General features: G+C 47.4%; 11 protein-coding genes and 1 riboswitch. Of the genes, 8 read left to right on the plus strand and 3 right to left on the minus strand.

Annotation, left to right across the window (positions count from 1 at the left end; all coding sequences use genetic code 11):
- Positions 1-2: 2 nt before the first annotated feature.
- A complete protein-coding gene (locus tag ACH3Y6_RS14740) occupies positions 3-218 on the minus strand; it encodes a cysteine-rich CWC family protein (protein ID WP_490836390.1) in 216 nt (71 codons plus the stop codon).
- Positions 219-222: 4 nt separating this feature from the next.
- The gene (locus ACH3Y6_RS14745; RefSeq protein ID WP_490836391.1) at positions 223-2148 is read right to left on the minus strand and encodes a TonB-dependent receptor plug domain-containing protein; all 1926 of its coding nucleotides are present in this window, start codon (positions 2146-2148) and stop codon (positions 223-225) included.
- A 115-nt stretch (positions 2149-2263) separates the two neighbouring features.
- A riboswitch (cobalamin riboswitch) is annotated at positions 2264-2505 on the minus strand.
- A gap of 233 nt (positions 2506-2738) precedes the next feature.
- On the opposite strand from ACH3Y6_RS14745, the gene ACH3Y6_RS14750 reads away from it, so the two are divergent.
- From ACH3Y6_RS14750 to ACH3Y6_RS14770, 5 genes are all read left to right on the plus strand, one after another.
- Positions 2739-4094 carry an APC family permease gene (locus ACH3Y6_RS14750; protein WP_490836392.1) on the plus strand — a complete coding sequence of 452 codons (1356 nt, stop codon included), beginning with the start codon at positions 2739-2741 and terminating at the stop codon, positions 4092-4094.
- A gap of 2 nt (positions 4095-4096) precedes the next feature.
- A complete protein-coding gene (locus ACH3Y6_RS14755; RefSeq protein WP_490836393.1) occupies positions 4097-5272 on the plus strand; it encodes a trans-sulfuration enzyme family protein in 1176 nt (391 codons plus the stop codon).
- 84 nt (positions 5273-5356) lie between these two features.
- Positions 5357-6820: a TolC family protein gene (locus ACH3Y6_RS14760; protein WP_490836394.1), complete on the plus strand. Its 1464-nt coding sequence runs from the start codon at positions 5357-5359 to the stop codon at positions 6818-6820.
- 53 nt (positions 6821-6873) lie between these two features.
- A complete protein-coding gene (locus tag ACH3Y6_RS14765; RefSeq protein WP_490836395.1) occupies positions 6874-8235 on the plus strand; it encodes an HlyD family secretion protein in 1362 nt (453 codons plus the stop codon).
- Between the two features lie 108 nt (positions 8236-8343).
- On the plus strand, positions 8344-9348 hold the full coding sequence (locus ACH3Y6_RS14770) for an NAD(P)H-dependent glycerol-3-phosphate dehydrogenase (RefSeq protein WP_490836396.1): 1005 nt from the start codon (positions 8344-8346) through the stop codon (positions 9346-9348).
- A 134-nt stretch (positions 9349-9482) separates the two neighbouring features.
- On the opposite strand, the gene hemW is transcribed toward ACH3Y6_RS14770, so the two are convergent.
- On the minus strand, positions 9483-10604 hold the full coding sequence (gene hemW, locus ACH3Y6_RS14775; RefSeq protein ID WP_490836397.1) for a radical SAM family heme chaperone HemW: 1122 nt from the start codon (positions 10602-10604) through the stop codon (positions 9483-9485).
- Positions 10605-10704: 100 nt separating this feature from the next.
- On the opposite strand from hemW, the gene ACH3Y6_RS14780 reads away from it, so the two are divergent.
- The 3 genes from ACH3Y6_RS14780 (at position 10705) to ACH3Y6_RS14790 (ending at position 14723) form a co-directional block, all read left to right on the plus strand.
- Positions 10705-11730: a DUF4271 domain-containing protein gene (locus ACH3Y6_RS14780; protein WP_490836398.1), complete on the plus strand. Its 1026-nt coding sequence runs from the start codon at positions 10705-10707 to the stop codon at positions 11728-11730.
- Positions 11731-11755: 25 nt separating this feature from the next.
- A complete protein-coding gene (locus ACH3Y6_RS14785; protein ID WP_490836399.1) occupies positions 11756-12556 on the plus strand; it encodes a uroporphyrinogen-III synthase in 801 nt (266 codons plus the stop codon).
- Between the two features lie 118 nt (positions 12557-12674).
- The gene (locus tag ACH3Y6_RS14790; RefSeq protein WP_490836400.1) at positions 12675-14723 is read left to right on the plus strand and encodes a thioredoxin domain-containing protein; all 2049 of its coding nucleotides are present in this window, start codon (positions 12675-12677) and stop codon (positions 14721-14723) included.
- Positions 14724-14839: the final 116 nt, after the last annotated feature.

The following is a 14839-nucleotide window of genomic DNA, read 5'->3' on the forward strand; positions in this document are numbered from 1 at the left end:
GACTAAAACCGGAAAATGCGGTTGCGGTATAACCGGTATTCGAACTGCAGGCTCTGTAAACACTGCGCACAAAGACAATCCTGGTACTTGTTTTCTATGTACACACGTTCCTCATAGGTCAATATTACCTGGCTGCACTGGCACTCGGCTATATTGCCCACTTTGCACTCAAAACTCCGTTTGCAGCGCGGGCAGGGTTTGGATTCGTGTTGTGCCATGACCTTACCAGTTAAAAGTGACACCGGTATTGAACAGGGTAGGGATACTATTGAAGCCCCGTACATCAAAGAATTTTTTACCGGTAAGGTTCTGCAGGTCTGCAAAAAACTTAACATGTTCGTTCAGGGTATAGTCGGCATAGGCACCCAGTATCACATAACTGTCGAGACTGATATCCGCTTTTTTATACCCGCCGATATCAAACCGCTTGCTTACGTATTTTCCGGATAGGGCTATGTTCAGCCCTTTAACAGGACTCACATTCACCGACAGGTTAACCGAATGTTTGGGTCTGCGTAACAGGTACTGGTAGATGACTGTATCTTTTACCGTTACCCGGTTCTGGGTAACCTCTTCGCTGGTCAGCAACGTGTAATTACCGGTGATGCTGAGCCTGTCGTTAGGTCTGACGCTGAATTCCCATTCCAGTCCGTTCACGGTCTGTTTGATGTAGTTGAAATATTTGAAACTGATATAATTGTAATCGATACCGTTATTGATGCGGCGGTTGAAATACACGATACGTGTGCTCACTGCTTTTTTGTCGAAGCTGATACCACCTTCATAATTCACGGATTTCTCTGCATCCAGTTTGTCGTTAATGCTCAGCTGGTACAGCGAGGGCGCTTTGAAGCCGCTGGATACGCTGGCAAACAGTCTAACCTGCTCATTGATGCTGTAGGAAGGGTTGAAAGTGTAGGTACTATTGCTGCCATAACGCGAATGATGGTTGTACCTGCCGCCCAGCTCTATGTTCCATTTTTTATCCTCACTGTTGAAGAGGACAGACCCATACAGGGCTTGCTGGTTAAAGGAAGTATCCCGGAACTGGCTGCTGTAAGGTCCAAACATACTGATGGAAAAATATTGCTGGTTATAGGAGTGGTGACGGTAGTCGCCCCCTGCAAGCAACGTGAATCCTTTGACAACCTGCAGACTGGCATACAGTTCCACAAACTGTGATTTACCTGAATACGTATTGTTCTCAAAAATGGTACTGGTGCGGTCCAGGCTGTCATTCCGGTAGGTACGGGTCAACTCACTGAACTGGTAATTACCGTTGAGGCTCAATTTGTTTTTCCGGTACTGGAAACCGGCTCCGCTGGTGAAGGAAGTGTTGTGAATGTTGTAGTCTTTATCATCCGTAAACACCCCGGCATCAATACCTGCTTTGTACTGGCTGAACATGGCAAAGGTTTTGAACGATAAGGCCGGGCTCAACTGGTACAGCAGCTGTGCGTTGGAAACGGTGCCGTTATAACCATCGTTGTCATAATTCTTCTTCCCGGTGCTGTCATAGGCAGATGAGAAACCGCTTGTGTTCAGTCTTGCAAACCTGGCCGAATAAGTGAGCTTATCCTTCTTGCCATATACCTGCGCATTGATGCGGGAAGTGGCAAAACTTCCCTGGCTCACCGTGGTCTTGATGTTAAAGGGTTTTTGCACATCTTTTTTTACTGTGATGATGTTGATCACACCTGCGATAGCATCACTGCCGTACAGGGTAGATTGTGCGCCTTTGCATACTTCGATCCTTTCCACATCGTTGATGGAAAACAGGTTCAGGTCAAAATCCGTGGTGATGGTGGACGGGTCGTTCATCGGAATGCCATCGAGCAGGATCAGGGTGCGGCCTGCCGAAGCGCCCCGCATATATACGGTTTGTACAGCGCCGGTGTTGTTGAGTGCACCATTAATGGTGATGCCGGCCTGCTCGTTCAATACCTGGGCAACGGTTCTGCCCTGACTTTTTTCGATCTGCGCTTTGCCGATCACGGTGATGACTTTACCGGTGGTACTTTGTTTTTGTTCCAGTTTATTGGCAGTTACTACCACTTCGTCGAGGGTTCTGGTACTTACCGTGTCTTTCTGCGCAAAGGCAGTGCTGCCTGCAAGCAGGGCAGTGAGGAGCGTGAATGTTTTGCTCATTGTTGTTGTTTTTGAATTGAACAATGAGCTTTCAGGAAAATAAAAAAACGGAGAAATATAAACGGCCGCTGCAGCAGGCCTTTTACATTCCATGCTTTTCACCCGAAAGCCGTGAATGATAAATGGGTACCTGGCAGGTCTTCTGGCTTGCTGGCTTGATGAGAACCTTCCCATTCCGTGTTCCGGAAAAGTGGTTTGCAGATTCATCAGCCGTGAGTGTGTCAGTGAAGATTATTAGAAATCATTACCAACGGGCGCTCACGTTTACAGCTTACAGCTACGGGGATAGCGCCGGAATTACACCGGACTTCCCTTTTAATCCCGTTTGAGGCGGGAACCAAATACGGGGCAAATGTAAAGGGCCGCCCGGAAGAATGCGATTTATTCTTGTTTAAGTTTTGCACGCTAAGTTGAAAACTTATTTCATCAAAATGAATGTGCAGGTTGGCATCTTCAGAAAATAACAGCAGGAATCCTTTTTTGTGCAAAGTTCTGTTGCTATTCTTCTTTCACCCTTTCAGTAACGCGATCGCCGATTCACACCGGCCGTTTCCCTGAAGTTTCCTACATTTAAAGCCATATCAGACTGTATGCACGGAAAACAGAAACTCAATCTTTTTAGTTTCACCATGATCGTGGTGGGCCTGGTGATTGGCATGGGTATTTTTAGAACGGCCGCTACCAGTGCCAAACATGCCATTGAACCCTCTGTATATTTTACTGCCTGGTTATTGGGCGGATTCTTTGCTTTATGCGGTGCATTGACCTATGCCGAGATCGGTAGCCGTTATCCTGTAACGGGCGGTTACTATAAGATTTTCTCATATGCCTATCACCCCAGTATCGCATTTGCCATCAATTGCATCATTCTTATCAGTAATGCCGCCAGCTTAAGCGGTGTAGCCCTGATCGGAAGCGGGTATATTGCCAAACTTTTCCCTTCTTTTATTCAGACAGATATCGATAAAGCATTGCTCAGTTGTGCGGCTATCCTGTTTTTTTACCTGATCAACCTGCGCGGGCTGCGAATGAGCTCCCGTGCCCAGAATATGCTGATGCTGATCAAGATCGGCATGATCGTGGTATTGATCTTAGCGTTGTTTTTCCCGCACCAGGATATTACAACTACTGTCGCCGCAGCCAGTACGCCGGTTCCTGAAATGAGCTGGATACAGAGCCTGGGTGTCAGTCTTATCGCTGTATCTTTTACCTATGGCGGGTACCAGCAGACCATCAACTTCGGCAATGAGGTGGATAAGCCGGCTAAAAATATTCCGCGGGGTATCTTCATCGGTATCGCCATCATCATCGGTTTATACCTGCTCGCCAATCTCAGTTACTATTCGATCGTAGGGTTCGATAATATGAAAGCAGAAAAAGAGATCGCGTATGTGCTGATGGAAAAAGTATTCGGCAAAACAGGCGCCGATATATTTGCTTTCTTTCTCTTCTTTGGTGTGCTGGCCTATGTGAATGCCCTGCTGATGAGTAACCCGAGGGTGATGTATGCCATGAGCAACGAAGGTGTATTGCCCAAGGTCTTCTCCCGCCAGAATCCAAAGAACGAAGTACTCACCATTTCCCTGACGGTATTCGCTGCCATGTGTATCATCATCCTGTTCTTTGCACAGACCTTCGATAAGATCCTCAACTTCACCATCTTTCTCGATTGTTTCGGTATGGTGGCATCCAGTGCTACTATTTTCGTGTTGCGTAAGAGGACCCGGCACCTGGATGGAACAGGTATTTTTAAAATGAAATTCTATCCCTGGATACCGCTGATCTTCATGAGTGCCTATCTTTTTGTGGGTATCAGCATTGCCATGCAAACTCCTGATACCGCAGTGGTAGGCGCTGCCGTGCTGGCGGCATTTATGGTGATCTATTTTATATCAAAGAAACTGAATCCCGCGATCGGCACCGATCTGTCGGGTAAAGACCAATAAGTATGGACGAACTCTCCTATATCCTGAATGAATTGGGCGAACACCGCGACGAATATTTTCGCGCCGTGGCGCCACCTATTGTGCAGACCAGCAATTTTGCTTTTTCAAAAGTGGCGGATCTGCGGAAGTCCTTTAAGGATGAGTATGCCACCTGGCTGTACAGCCGGGGCCTGAATCCCACCGTGGAGATCCTCCGGAAAAAGCTGGCCGCCCTCGATGAAGCCGAGGACTGCCTGGTTTTCAACAGTGGTGCTGCCGCTATTTTCGCAGCGGTGTTGGCCAATGTAAAAAGCGGCGACCATATCGTAAGTGTTAAAAATCCTTATACCTGGGCGGTGAAGATGTTTGAAGTCATCCTGCCGCGGTTCAACGTAACGGTTACCTATGTGGATGGAACCCTTACAGAAAATTTTGCCAAAGCTATTCAGTCCAATACCACGCTGATTTATCTCGAATCGCCCAACAGCTGGTTTTATGACCTGCAGGACCTGCGGGCGGTGGCAGCACTGGCCAAAGAGCGCGGTATTGTTACCATTATCGATAACAGCTACTGTACACCTCTTTATCAAAAACCGATTACGATGGGTATTGACCTGTCGTTACAGTCTGCCACCAAATACATTTCGGGGCACAGCGATACGGTAGCAGGGGTGCTCACCGGAAGCCGTGCTATGATAGAGCGGATCTTCAACAGCGAATACATGAACATAGGCTCTGGTATCCAGCCTTTTAATGCCTGGCTCCTGATCCGTGGTCTCCGAACCTTGCATGCCAGGCTGGAAAGGATCACCCGCACCACCTGGGAGGTGGTGCGTTTCCTGCAACAACACCCGAGGGTAGAAAAAGTGATCTTCCCGCTCGATCCCTCTTTTACACAGTACGAACTGGCCCGGCGGCAGATGACAGGAGCCTGCGGACTTCTGACTTTCTATCTGAAGGCAGAAAAAGGAACTACCATTGAGACTTTCTGTGAATCATTACAGCATATACTGATGGCGGTAAGCTGGGGTGGTTATGAATCGCTGATACTGCCTAAATGTGCCGGTATGGCACCGGATGCCTTCGATGCTGCCGATCCCACACACCGTTCCCTGCGGTTGTATGTGGGTTTGGAAGAGCCGGATTACCTTTTGGCCGACCTTTCGAGGGGTTTTGAGGCCATTGCTGACCTTTCATAACATATTTTCAACGGTTTAGGCCCTATCCTTTCCACCTGTCCAAAATTTAGGCAAGTGGTAGGGAAACTGTTATTTTTGTTATATATGAGAAAGTATTTGACCCTGATATGTTGCACAATCGTTGCCCAAAGTTTTGCACAGCGGGCATCCGATAGCTGGGACCTGCGCCATTGTATCGAACATGCCCTTCAATTCAATATCTCGATCAAACAGGCCGATATACAGGCAAGGATCGCGGCATTGCAGGCAAAACAGGCCAAATACAATATCTATCCCAGTATCAATGCCAATTCAGGTACCGGTGTGCGTTTCGGTCGCTCCATTGATCCTACCACCAACGTGTTCTCCACTTCCCAGTTCCTGTACCAGAACTTTGGTGTGAATGCCGGTTTCCAATTGTACAATCATGGTAAGCTCAGGAACTCTGTACAAATGGCCGAGTTCAATGCCCAGGCTGCTTTGCAGGATGTGGCCAAAGCCTCCAACGATATTTCCTTCAATGTGGCCACTTATTATCTGCAGGTACTGGCAGCCAAAGAGCAGGTAAAGATCAGTGAAGTACAGCTGGCGCAAACACAGAATCAGTTAGAGATCACCCGCAAAAGGGTAGATGCAGGTGTATTGCCCGAACTGAACCTGGCCGAGGTTGAGTCACAATTAGCTACGGATAGCAGCAACTATTATACTGCAAAAGGTAATTACGAAACAAACCTGCTGAATCTTCGCGGTCTGCTAAACCTGGATGTGGACACACTTTTTGGTATTGAAACCCCTTCGGTTGACCAGATCCCTATCGAATCATTTGCAGAATTGCAGCCGAACCTGGTGTATGAAAGCGCCTTACAGCTTCAGCCGCAGCAGAAAGCCAATGAATTCCGCATCAAAGCGGCACAGAAGAATGTGCAGGTATCCCGGGCCCTGATGTATCCTACCCTTAGCCTGGGTGGTAACCTGTCGACCAACTTCTCGAATTCTTTTAAAACGGTGTCAGGAGTTTCTTTCCTCGGATACGGCCCGATTACCGGAGCCGAACCGATCGTAAACATCAGTAATGTAAACTACTATGTTCAGAGCCCCGTATATAAAGTCAGCCAGAAGTCCAGAAGTTTCGGCGATCTGTGGAACGGTTGGAGCAACCAGCTGAGCAATAACTTCGGTCAGAACGTAGGTATCAGCCTGAGCATACCTATTTTCAACAATTTCTCTGCACGTACAAGCTACCAGACAGCCCAACTGAATGTGAAAGCAGCCCAGCTGCAGAAAGAATCGGCGGATCTTACCCTGCGTCAGAATATCTACACGGCCTATACCAATGCGGTTACGGCGTTACAGAAATTCAATGCCGGCAAAAAACAGGTGGAAAGCGCACAGAAAGCCTATGATTTTGCTATGAAGCGATACGAAGTGGGTCTGCTGAGCTCACTCGACCTGATCACCAACCAGAATAACCTGTTGAGGGCCAAGATCACACAACTCACCAACCAATACGACTATGTATTCAAGATGAAGCTGCTTGAATTTTACAAAGGCAAGGGAATGAAATTATAAATCGATATTGTACCACCCATTATTAACTGGCTGACAAAAAGAAAAAACATTGTATGAATAAAAAATTGCTTTGGATCATTATTGCTTTGGTTGTTCTGATCGTTGCACTGATCGGACTTAAAAAAGCAGGTGTCATTGGGAAAGAGGAAGGGATCAAGGTGACTTCTGAAAAAGCCGCACTGCGAACCATCATAGAAACCGTCAATGCAAGCGGAAAGGTATATCCTGAGATCGAGGTGAAAGTGAGTCCGGATATCAGCGGTGAGATCGTGGAACTGAATGTGAACGAGGGCGATAGCGTAAAAAAAGGACAGGTGCTTGCCCGTATCTATGCCGATATCTATCTTACCCAACGCGATCAGGTGGCGGCAGGTGTGAACCAGAGCAAGGCGCAGTTGTCTAACTCAACGGCCAGTCTTGGCGGTTTAAAAGCGACCCTGGATAACCTGAAAAACATTTACGAGCGACAAAAGAAACTGTACAACGAAAAAGTAGTTTCCCGTGCCGAATTCGAAACGTCTGAACAGAATTACCTTACAGCACAGGCCAACTACAATGCTGCGAGGGAAGGATTGAAGAGCAGTGAAGCGTCTATCCAGAGTGCACAGGCGCAGTTGCAGAAAGCAGACAAGGACCTTTCCCGTACGGTGATCGTATCTCCGATGAATGGTATGATCAGCCTGATGAATGTGAAAAAAGGGGAGCGTGTTGCCGGTAACAGTTTTAACGTGGGAACCGAAATGATGCGTGTGGCCGATATGCGCAGTATTGAAGTGCGGGTGGATGTAGGCGAGAATGATATCCCTAAAGTGAAACTGGGCGATACAGCCGTCGTGGAAGTGGATGCCTATACCAACCGGAAATTCAAAGGCCTGGTGTATAAGATCGCTAACCCGAGCACCAGCGGTTTGACCACATCTAACTCCAGTGCGGAAGTGACGAACTATAAGGTGCATATACGACTGTTGCCGGAAAGCTACAAAGACCTGGTTGCGGTAGGTAAGGGATTCCCTTTCCGTCCCGGAATGAGTGCTAGTGCAGATATTCAGACACGTACCAAACAGAACGTGCTTTCCATAGCACTGAATGCGGTTACCACACGCGATAAAAACGGGGATGCGGCTCCTGGCGATAAAAAAGATGAGAAGAAACCACAGGAGGAAACCAAATCCACCAGTGCAGATGATGGTATTGAAGAAGTGGTGTTTGTATTGCAGAAAGACAATAAAGTGAAAAAGGTAAAAGTGAAGACCGCCATCCAGGACCTGAACTATATTGAAATACTGGAAGGCCTGAAAGCAGGGGATGAAGTGATCACAGGACCTTATTCCATCGTGAGTAAAACGCTGAAAGATGGTAACCTGGTAACGGTGGTTCCGAAAGACAAACTCTTTGAAGAGAAGAAATCGAATTAAGCGGTAACAACATACAGGTATATCCGTACAAACGACAGGTTCTGCCTGTCGTTTGTCTTTTGAAGAACGGGTGTTCGTATTTTTGCAGTATCATCAAATGCGATTGCCATGCAGATTGGAATTATTGGAAGCGGCAGTTGGGCAACGGCCCTGGCTAAGATACTTACAGATAACGGGAACAGGATACAGTGGTGGATGCGGAATGAAGAGAGCATCGCTTTTATGCAAAAAAGGCGGCATAACCCGCATTACCTGCACAGCGCTTATTTCGACCCATCCCTGCTGCAACTCAATAGTGATATACAGAAAGTAGTCGCGGATTCGGAAGTACTGATCGTGGCTGTGCCTTCTGCCTTTGTGGAGCAGACATTTGCGCAAATACCACCTGCGTCATTAAAAGGAAAGAAGGTGATATCTGCCGTAAAAGGTATCCTGCCCTCGGAAAATGAGTTGATGAATTATTACCTGGACAAACATTTTAACCTTCCACTGACGGATTATTTCACACTGCTCGGTCCCTGTCATGCAGAAGAAGTGTCTGCTGAAAAATTATCGTATCTCACTTTCTCGGGAACGGATCTGGCAGCTACCCATTCCATTGCTGCTTTTTTCAAGACAGAATACATCAATACAGTAGTGAACAATGATGTGTTGGGTGTACAGTATGCCGCTGTGCTGAAGAATATTTATGCCCTGGGTGCAGGTATTGCACATGGATTGGAGTATGGTGATAATTTTCTGAGTGTGTACATTGCCAACAGTGCCAACGAAATGGTGGGTTTCCTGAAAAAGATCAATGAGCCGGATCCCTGTGTGCCGGATACGCATAATTATTCGGCCTCTGTGTACCTGGGAGACCTGTTGGTGACCTGTTATTCCCTCTATAGCCGTAACCGTACTTTCGGTAATATGATCGGAAAGGGCTACTCGGTAAGGGCAGCCCAGCTGGAGATGAACATGGTGGCCGAAGGATACAATGCCAGCAAGTGTATTCACCTGATGAACAGGCAGATGCAGGCAGAAATGCCGATCGCTTCAGCCATCTATGAGATTCTCTGGGAGCAACTGCCCGCTACGGAAGGATTTAAGAAAATAGAAACATTTCTGGTATAGGATTGTCGTAACTTACAGTATGCCTTTCTCGTTCTTCATATTGAATCCCGAACTACTGTTACTGTTGATCGCGGGCATCATTGCTGTGCAGATTGGTAAGAGATTGTTCGGGCATTCCGGCGGCAGGTAACTGTTTACTGAAACAGGTCTGCTGCGATTCCATCGGCAAAGAATTTGCCTGACGGTTCCAGTTGTAAATGATCGTTGTTCAGGCGGACCTGTCCATTCCGGATATATTTTTCTGCGCTCTTCCGTAAGCTGTGTGCTTTGTTATCGCCCCACCGTTCTGCCACTTGTGTCAGCGAAACCCCTTCGATGGTCCGTAGCCCTGTCATAATGTATTCATTCAGTTGCTGCGTTTCAGTAAGTATTTCAACTTCGAAAGGCAGCTCTTCCTTTGCCAGTGCAGCCAGGTACAAACTATTGTTCGAAACATTCCATTGCCTGCTTTCACCATTGAATGAATGGGCAGAAGGTCCCAGTCCGAGATAAGGTTTCCCCTGCCAGTAACTGCTGTTGTGCCTGCTTCTGAAACCCCGTAGTGCAAAATTGGATATCTCGTAATGTTCCATTCCTGCCATTGCTGTTTTTTGGGTAAGGATGCTGAACTGCCTTGCCTGTTGTTCAGCATCTACATCGGGTAATTGCCCGGTATGGATCATCTTATCAAGCGCAGTTCTGGGTTCAACGGTTAAAGCATAACAGGACAGGTGTGGTATCTGTAAGGATAAAGCGGTATCAATATTCTGTTCCCAGTTTTCATCGGTCAGGCCCGGTGTACCATAGATCAGGTCGATGGTGATATTGCTGAAACCTGCAGCCTGTGCCATCCGGATGCTATTGATGGACTGTTGAGCTGTATGCGCCCGGTTCATCCACTGCAGGTCCTGTGCAAAAAATGACTGGATGCCAATACTCAAGCGGTTGATGCCTAATCTGCGCCAGGCAGCAAGATTGGCTGCAGTGATATCATCCGGATTACTTTCGAGCGTGATCTCTGCATGGGTGCTGACCGTATATTGCTTATACAAATGTGTCAGCAGTTGTTCCAGATCCGTCACAGGCAACAGGGAAGGAGTTCCACCACCTAAATAGACCGTTTCAACTATTTCGCTGAGATAACTTTTCTGCAAAAACATCTCTTTACCGATCGCCTGCACCATGTCCGGTATCCGCTGGTGTGTGGTGGAGAAATGAAAATTGCAGTAATGGCAGGCTTTTCTGCAGAAAGGAATATGTATATAAATGCCAGCCATACAACAATAAATGATTCTGTGCAAACATACTCTTTTCCGGCCGGTCATTTCTGTTCCCGCTTTCATCCGAAACATCAAACCAATTCAATATTTTTGTGACATGTCTGGTTCCAAGTATTTTTTTGTGGCGTGTGTGCTGCTGTGTTTGTCTGTATGTGGTTTTGGCCAGGCGGATAGCAGTAATCGTGCGGAAACCAGCCGTATCCGTAAAGTGACCACGCCCCTGCAACGTAAACCCGTGGCAAGAGACAGCATACAGGTTGTGCCGGCTGACTCCAGTTTGCAGAATGATAGCCTCGTATTGGCGCAGACCCTCAGGGATAGCTTGCGGGCCGACTCTGTTCGCAAACTGTCTGCGGTAAAAGCGGATCTGCCCATATACGATACGTCTACTTATCGTATATACGCAACCCATCCCTACCTGCCCCTGCATAAGCCGGCATTATATATGCTGATCGATTACCGGCAGCGCGAGCCGAAGGATGAGCTTTTTTACCTGATGGCAGGTATCATTTTTATAGTGGCATTTATACGTGCGGCTTTCTCCAAATATTTCCGGAATCTGTTCTTGTTATTCTTCCAGACATCCCTCCGGCAGAAACAGACCCGCGACCAGCTATTGCAGGATAACCTGGCCTCCCTGCTGATGAATTTTTTATTTGTGATCAGCGCCGGACTGTACATCACATTACTGATCCGTTATAAGAACTGGACCGATATCCCTTTCTGGTGGCTGGCAGCCGGCTCCGCATCGGTGTTGCTGGCGGTATACCTTGTGAAATATCTGTTCCTGGTATTTACCGGCTGGGTCTTTAACTCAAAGGAAGCGGCCGGCTCATATGTATTCGTTGTTTTCCTGGTAAACAAAGTATTGGGTGTGATACTGATTCCTTTTCTGCTGGTACTGGCTTTTGCAGACCCCGGCATTGTTCAGGTGGCGGTTACAATATCGTTGGGAGTCATTTTGTTGTTGCTGGGTTATCGTTACTGGGTTTCATTTACAGCTATCAGGAATAAATTGAAAGTAAACGCCTTACATTTTTTACTATACCTTTGTGCCGTTGAATTACTTCCGTTGGCATTGATATATAAGATATTGATGAATTATTTTAACGGAAGTCTTTAATTTTGCACAATCTTAGACAAGACGCATGCTAAAGAACGGCTCAAAAAATTCTGGTACGGCTAAGGCTGCCAAAAAGATTCTGATTTCTCAACCCCGTCCGGAGAGTGATAAATCCCCTTACTTTGACCTGGAAAGAAAATACAATGCGGAATTGTTTTTTCATCCATTCATCAAGTTGGAAGGTATCCCTGCGAGAGAGTTCAGAAAGCAAAAGATTGATATCACTTATTACACGGCCGTTATGTTCACCAGCCGTAATGCCATCGATCATTTTTTTCGCATGTGTGAAGAAATGAAAGTGACCATCGGCCAGGATACCAAGTATTTCTGCATCACTGAAGCTGTTGCACTGTATCTCCAGAAATTCATCCTTTACCGCAAACGGAAAGTGTTCTATGGCGCCGATGGTACCAACAAGAGCATGTTCGATGTGATCAATAAACACAAGGAGAACGAAAAGTTCCTGTATGTGTGCAGTGAAAACCAGCAGGATAACGAGATTGTGAACTGGCTCAAGACAAATAAGTGCGAGTACCAGCTGGGGTTCATGTACCGTACCATCAGCAGCGATATTAAGGACGTGCTTTGCTCAAGGGAGTATGATGTGATCTGTTTCTTCACCCCTAGTGGTGTCAAAAGCCTCTTCGATAATTTCCCGGGCTTTCAGCAGAAAGGAACCGTGATCGGTGCATTCGGCAACAATACGGCTAAAGCAGTGGAAGATGCCGGACTGCAACTGGAAATCAAAGTACCCTCTCCCCAAAAACCCAGTATGGTAGCTGCATTGGATCAATACCTGCAAAGCACTGCTGCTGTTAAAAAATAGCATACCGCCTGTAAAATATTGCAGCCTCCCAAACCGGGGGGCTGTTTATTTTGTAATATAGCCGTAGAGAATGGCAAATGCCGATGAATCTTGCTTATTAACCTACGCCGCCAGCCACATGAAAACTACCCATGCCAACCAACTGGTACACGAAACCAGCCCTTACCTGTTGCAACATGCTCATAATCCGGTCAACTGGTATCCCTGGGGCGAAGAAGCATTGTCAAGGGCCAGGACAGAAGACAAACCCATCCTGGTCAGTATCGGATATGCCGCCTGCCACTGGTGCCACGTAATGGAGCGTGAGAGTTTTGAAGATGAGCAGACGGCAGCGATAATGAATGAATATTTCATCAATATCAAGATAGACCGGGAAGAGCGCCCCGACCTGGATCATATTTACATGGATGCTGTACAGGCCATGACAGGCAGTGGCGGATGGCCCCTGAACGTATTTCTGACACCAGATACCCGGCCTTTTTATGGGGGCACGTATTTTCCGCCACAGCGGGCATACAACCGGGCCAGCTGGAAAGAAATACTGGAAGGGGTACACAGTGCCTACCAGGATAAAAAACAGGAGATCCTGCAGCAGGCAGCAAACCTTACATCACACCTGATGGGCTCCAATGCCTTCGGGATCAGTAAGCCGGGAGCGTCTGACCAGCTCTTCACCCCCGAACAGTTAGTCACTATTGCGACCAATCTGTTGTCTACGGCTGATACAGAATGGGGCGGTTTCGGGAAAGCCCCCAAGTTTCCACAAACATTTTCCATACAGTACCTGCTGCGCCATTATCATTTCACCAGGGAGGCAACTGCTTTACAGCAGGCATTGTTAAGTCTCGATAAAATGATCGAGGGGGGTATTTACGACCAGCTGGGGGGAGGTTTTGCCCGTTATAGTACCGATAATGAGTGGCTGGCTCCCCATTTTGAGAAAATGCTGTACGACAATGCCCTGCTCATCAACGTACTGGCCGAAGCCTGGCAGCTTACCCGGAAACCACTATATGCAAGAACCATCGAACATACCCTTGCCTACATTGAACGGGAAATGTTGGATGAGGAAGGGGGCTTTTACAGTGCACTGGATGCCGACAGTGAAGGCGTGGAAGGAAAATTTTATACATGGTCGCTGCAGGAGGTCGGGGATATACTCGGAGAGGAGGCCCAGGTCTTTGCCGCCTGTTACGATATGTCAGCAAAAGGTAATTGGGAGCATACCAATATCCTCCGCATCACCCGCCCGGTAGTGGAGATCGCTGCTGAAATGGGCATTAACCCCGACCAGCTGGAAAACCGGCTGGCGGGATGTCGCCAGCGCCTGATGGAGCAGCGTTCGTTACGTATCCGGCCACAACTGGATGATAAGATACTGCTGGGCTGGAATGCCCTCATGATCACGGCATATGCCAAAGCTTTTGCGGCGCTGGGTAAGGAAGCTTACCGCGAGCGGGCTGTGAACAGTATGGCTTTCCTGGAAACAAACATGTCGGGTAATGCCGGGGGCTGGTTCCATACCTACAAAAACGGCAAAGCCAGAATACCTGCTTTCCTGGATGACTACGCTTACCTGATACAGGCATACCTGCACTTGCAGGAGATCACCGGAACAGGATCCTACCTGCTGAAAGCCCGAAACCTGCTCGAATGGGTGATCGCTCATTTTGAAGAAGCGGAAACCGGCTTCTTCTTTTACACGCACAGCAGCCAGACGGATGTCATCGTCCGTAAAAAAGAAGTATATGATGGTGCCGTACCCAGTGGGAATGCTGTGATGGCACATAACCTGTACTATCTCTCCATTGTTTTTAACCAGCCCGGATGGGCAGAAAGAAGTGAAGTCATGCTGCGTTCTTTGGGTAAGGCTGTCAGCCAATATCCCGGCTCTTTCGGGGTATGGGCCATGCTGGCGCAATTGATGACGATGGGCATGCTGGAGGTCGCCATCGTGGGGCAGCAGGCCAAGGATTTTTTGTGTCCTGTACTGGAGAAATTTGTGCCGAATAAAATTCTTCAGTCCCAAGAAACTAATTCCTCAGATTTTCCGTTATTAGCTGGGAAAACAGGGGCTGAAAATGGAGGCACGCTCTTTTATCTCTGTAAGAATTATGCCTGTCAAACGCCTTTTCTTACAATAGATGCGCTTTTAGCAAAAATGTAACAAAGTTTGAAGTAAATTGCCTTTTATGACAGTGGTTTCACGCCCTATGCATCGTTAGAAACCTCAATTGTAGTAATCATACTTTTAATTTTGTAGTAACTGCCCAATTTTACCCG

The sequence above is a fragment of the Sediminibacterium sp. FW305-C-269 genome, from assembly GCF_058231045.1.

Excerpts from the sequence above, each read along its gene's own strand:
- ACH3Y6_RS14745 (WP_490836391.1), bottom strand. The coding sequence starts at position 2,148 with ATGAGCAAAACATTCACGCTCCTCACTGCCCTGCTTGCAGGCAGCACT.
- ACH3Y6_RS14760 (WP_490836394.1), top strand. The coding sequence starts at position 5,357 with ATGAGAAAGTATTTGACCCTGATATGTTGCACAATCGTTGCCCAAAGT.
- hemW (WP_490836397.1), bottom strand. The coding sequence starts at position 10,604 with ATGGCTGGCATTTATATACATATTCCTTTCTGCAGAAAAGCCTGCCAT.
- ACH3Y6_RS14750 (WP_490836392.1), top strand. The coding sequence starts at position 2,739 with ATGCACGGAAAACAGAAACTCAATCTTTTTAGTTTCACCATGATCGTG.
- ACH3Y6_RS14765 (WP_490836395.1), top strand. The coding sequence starts at position 6,874 with ATGAATAAAAAATTGCTTTGGATCATTATTGCTTTGGTTGTTCTGATC.
- ACH3Y6_RS14785 (WP_490836399.1), top strand. The coding sequence starts at position 11,756 with ATGCTAAAGAACGGCTCAAAAAATTCTGGTACGGCTAAGGCTGCCAAA.
- ACH3Y6_RS14770 (WP_490836396.1), top strand. The coding sequence starts at position 8,344 with ATGCAGATTGGAATTATTGGAAGCGGCAGTTGGGCAACGGCCCTGGCT.
- ACH3Y6_RS14740 (WP_490836390.1), bottom strand. The coding sequence starts at position 218 with ATGGCACAACACGAATCCAAACCCTGCCCGCGCTGCAAACGGAGTTTT.
- ACH3Y6_RS14780 (WP_490836398.1), top strand. The coding sequence starts at position 10,705 with ATGTCTGGTTCCAAGTATTTTTTTGTGGCGTGTGTGCTGCTGTGTTTG.
- ACH3Y6_RS14790 (WP_490836400.1), top strand. The coding sequence starts at position 12,675 with ATGAAAACTACCCATGCCAACCAACTGGTACACGAAACCAGCCCTTAC.
- ACH3Y6_RS14755 (WP_490836393.1), top strand. The coding sequence starts at position 4,097 with ATGGACGAACTCTCCTATATCCTGAATGAATTGGGCGAACACCGCGAC.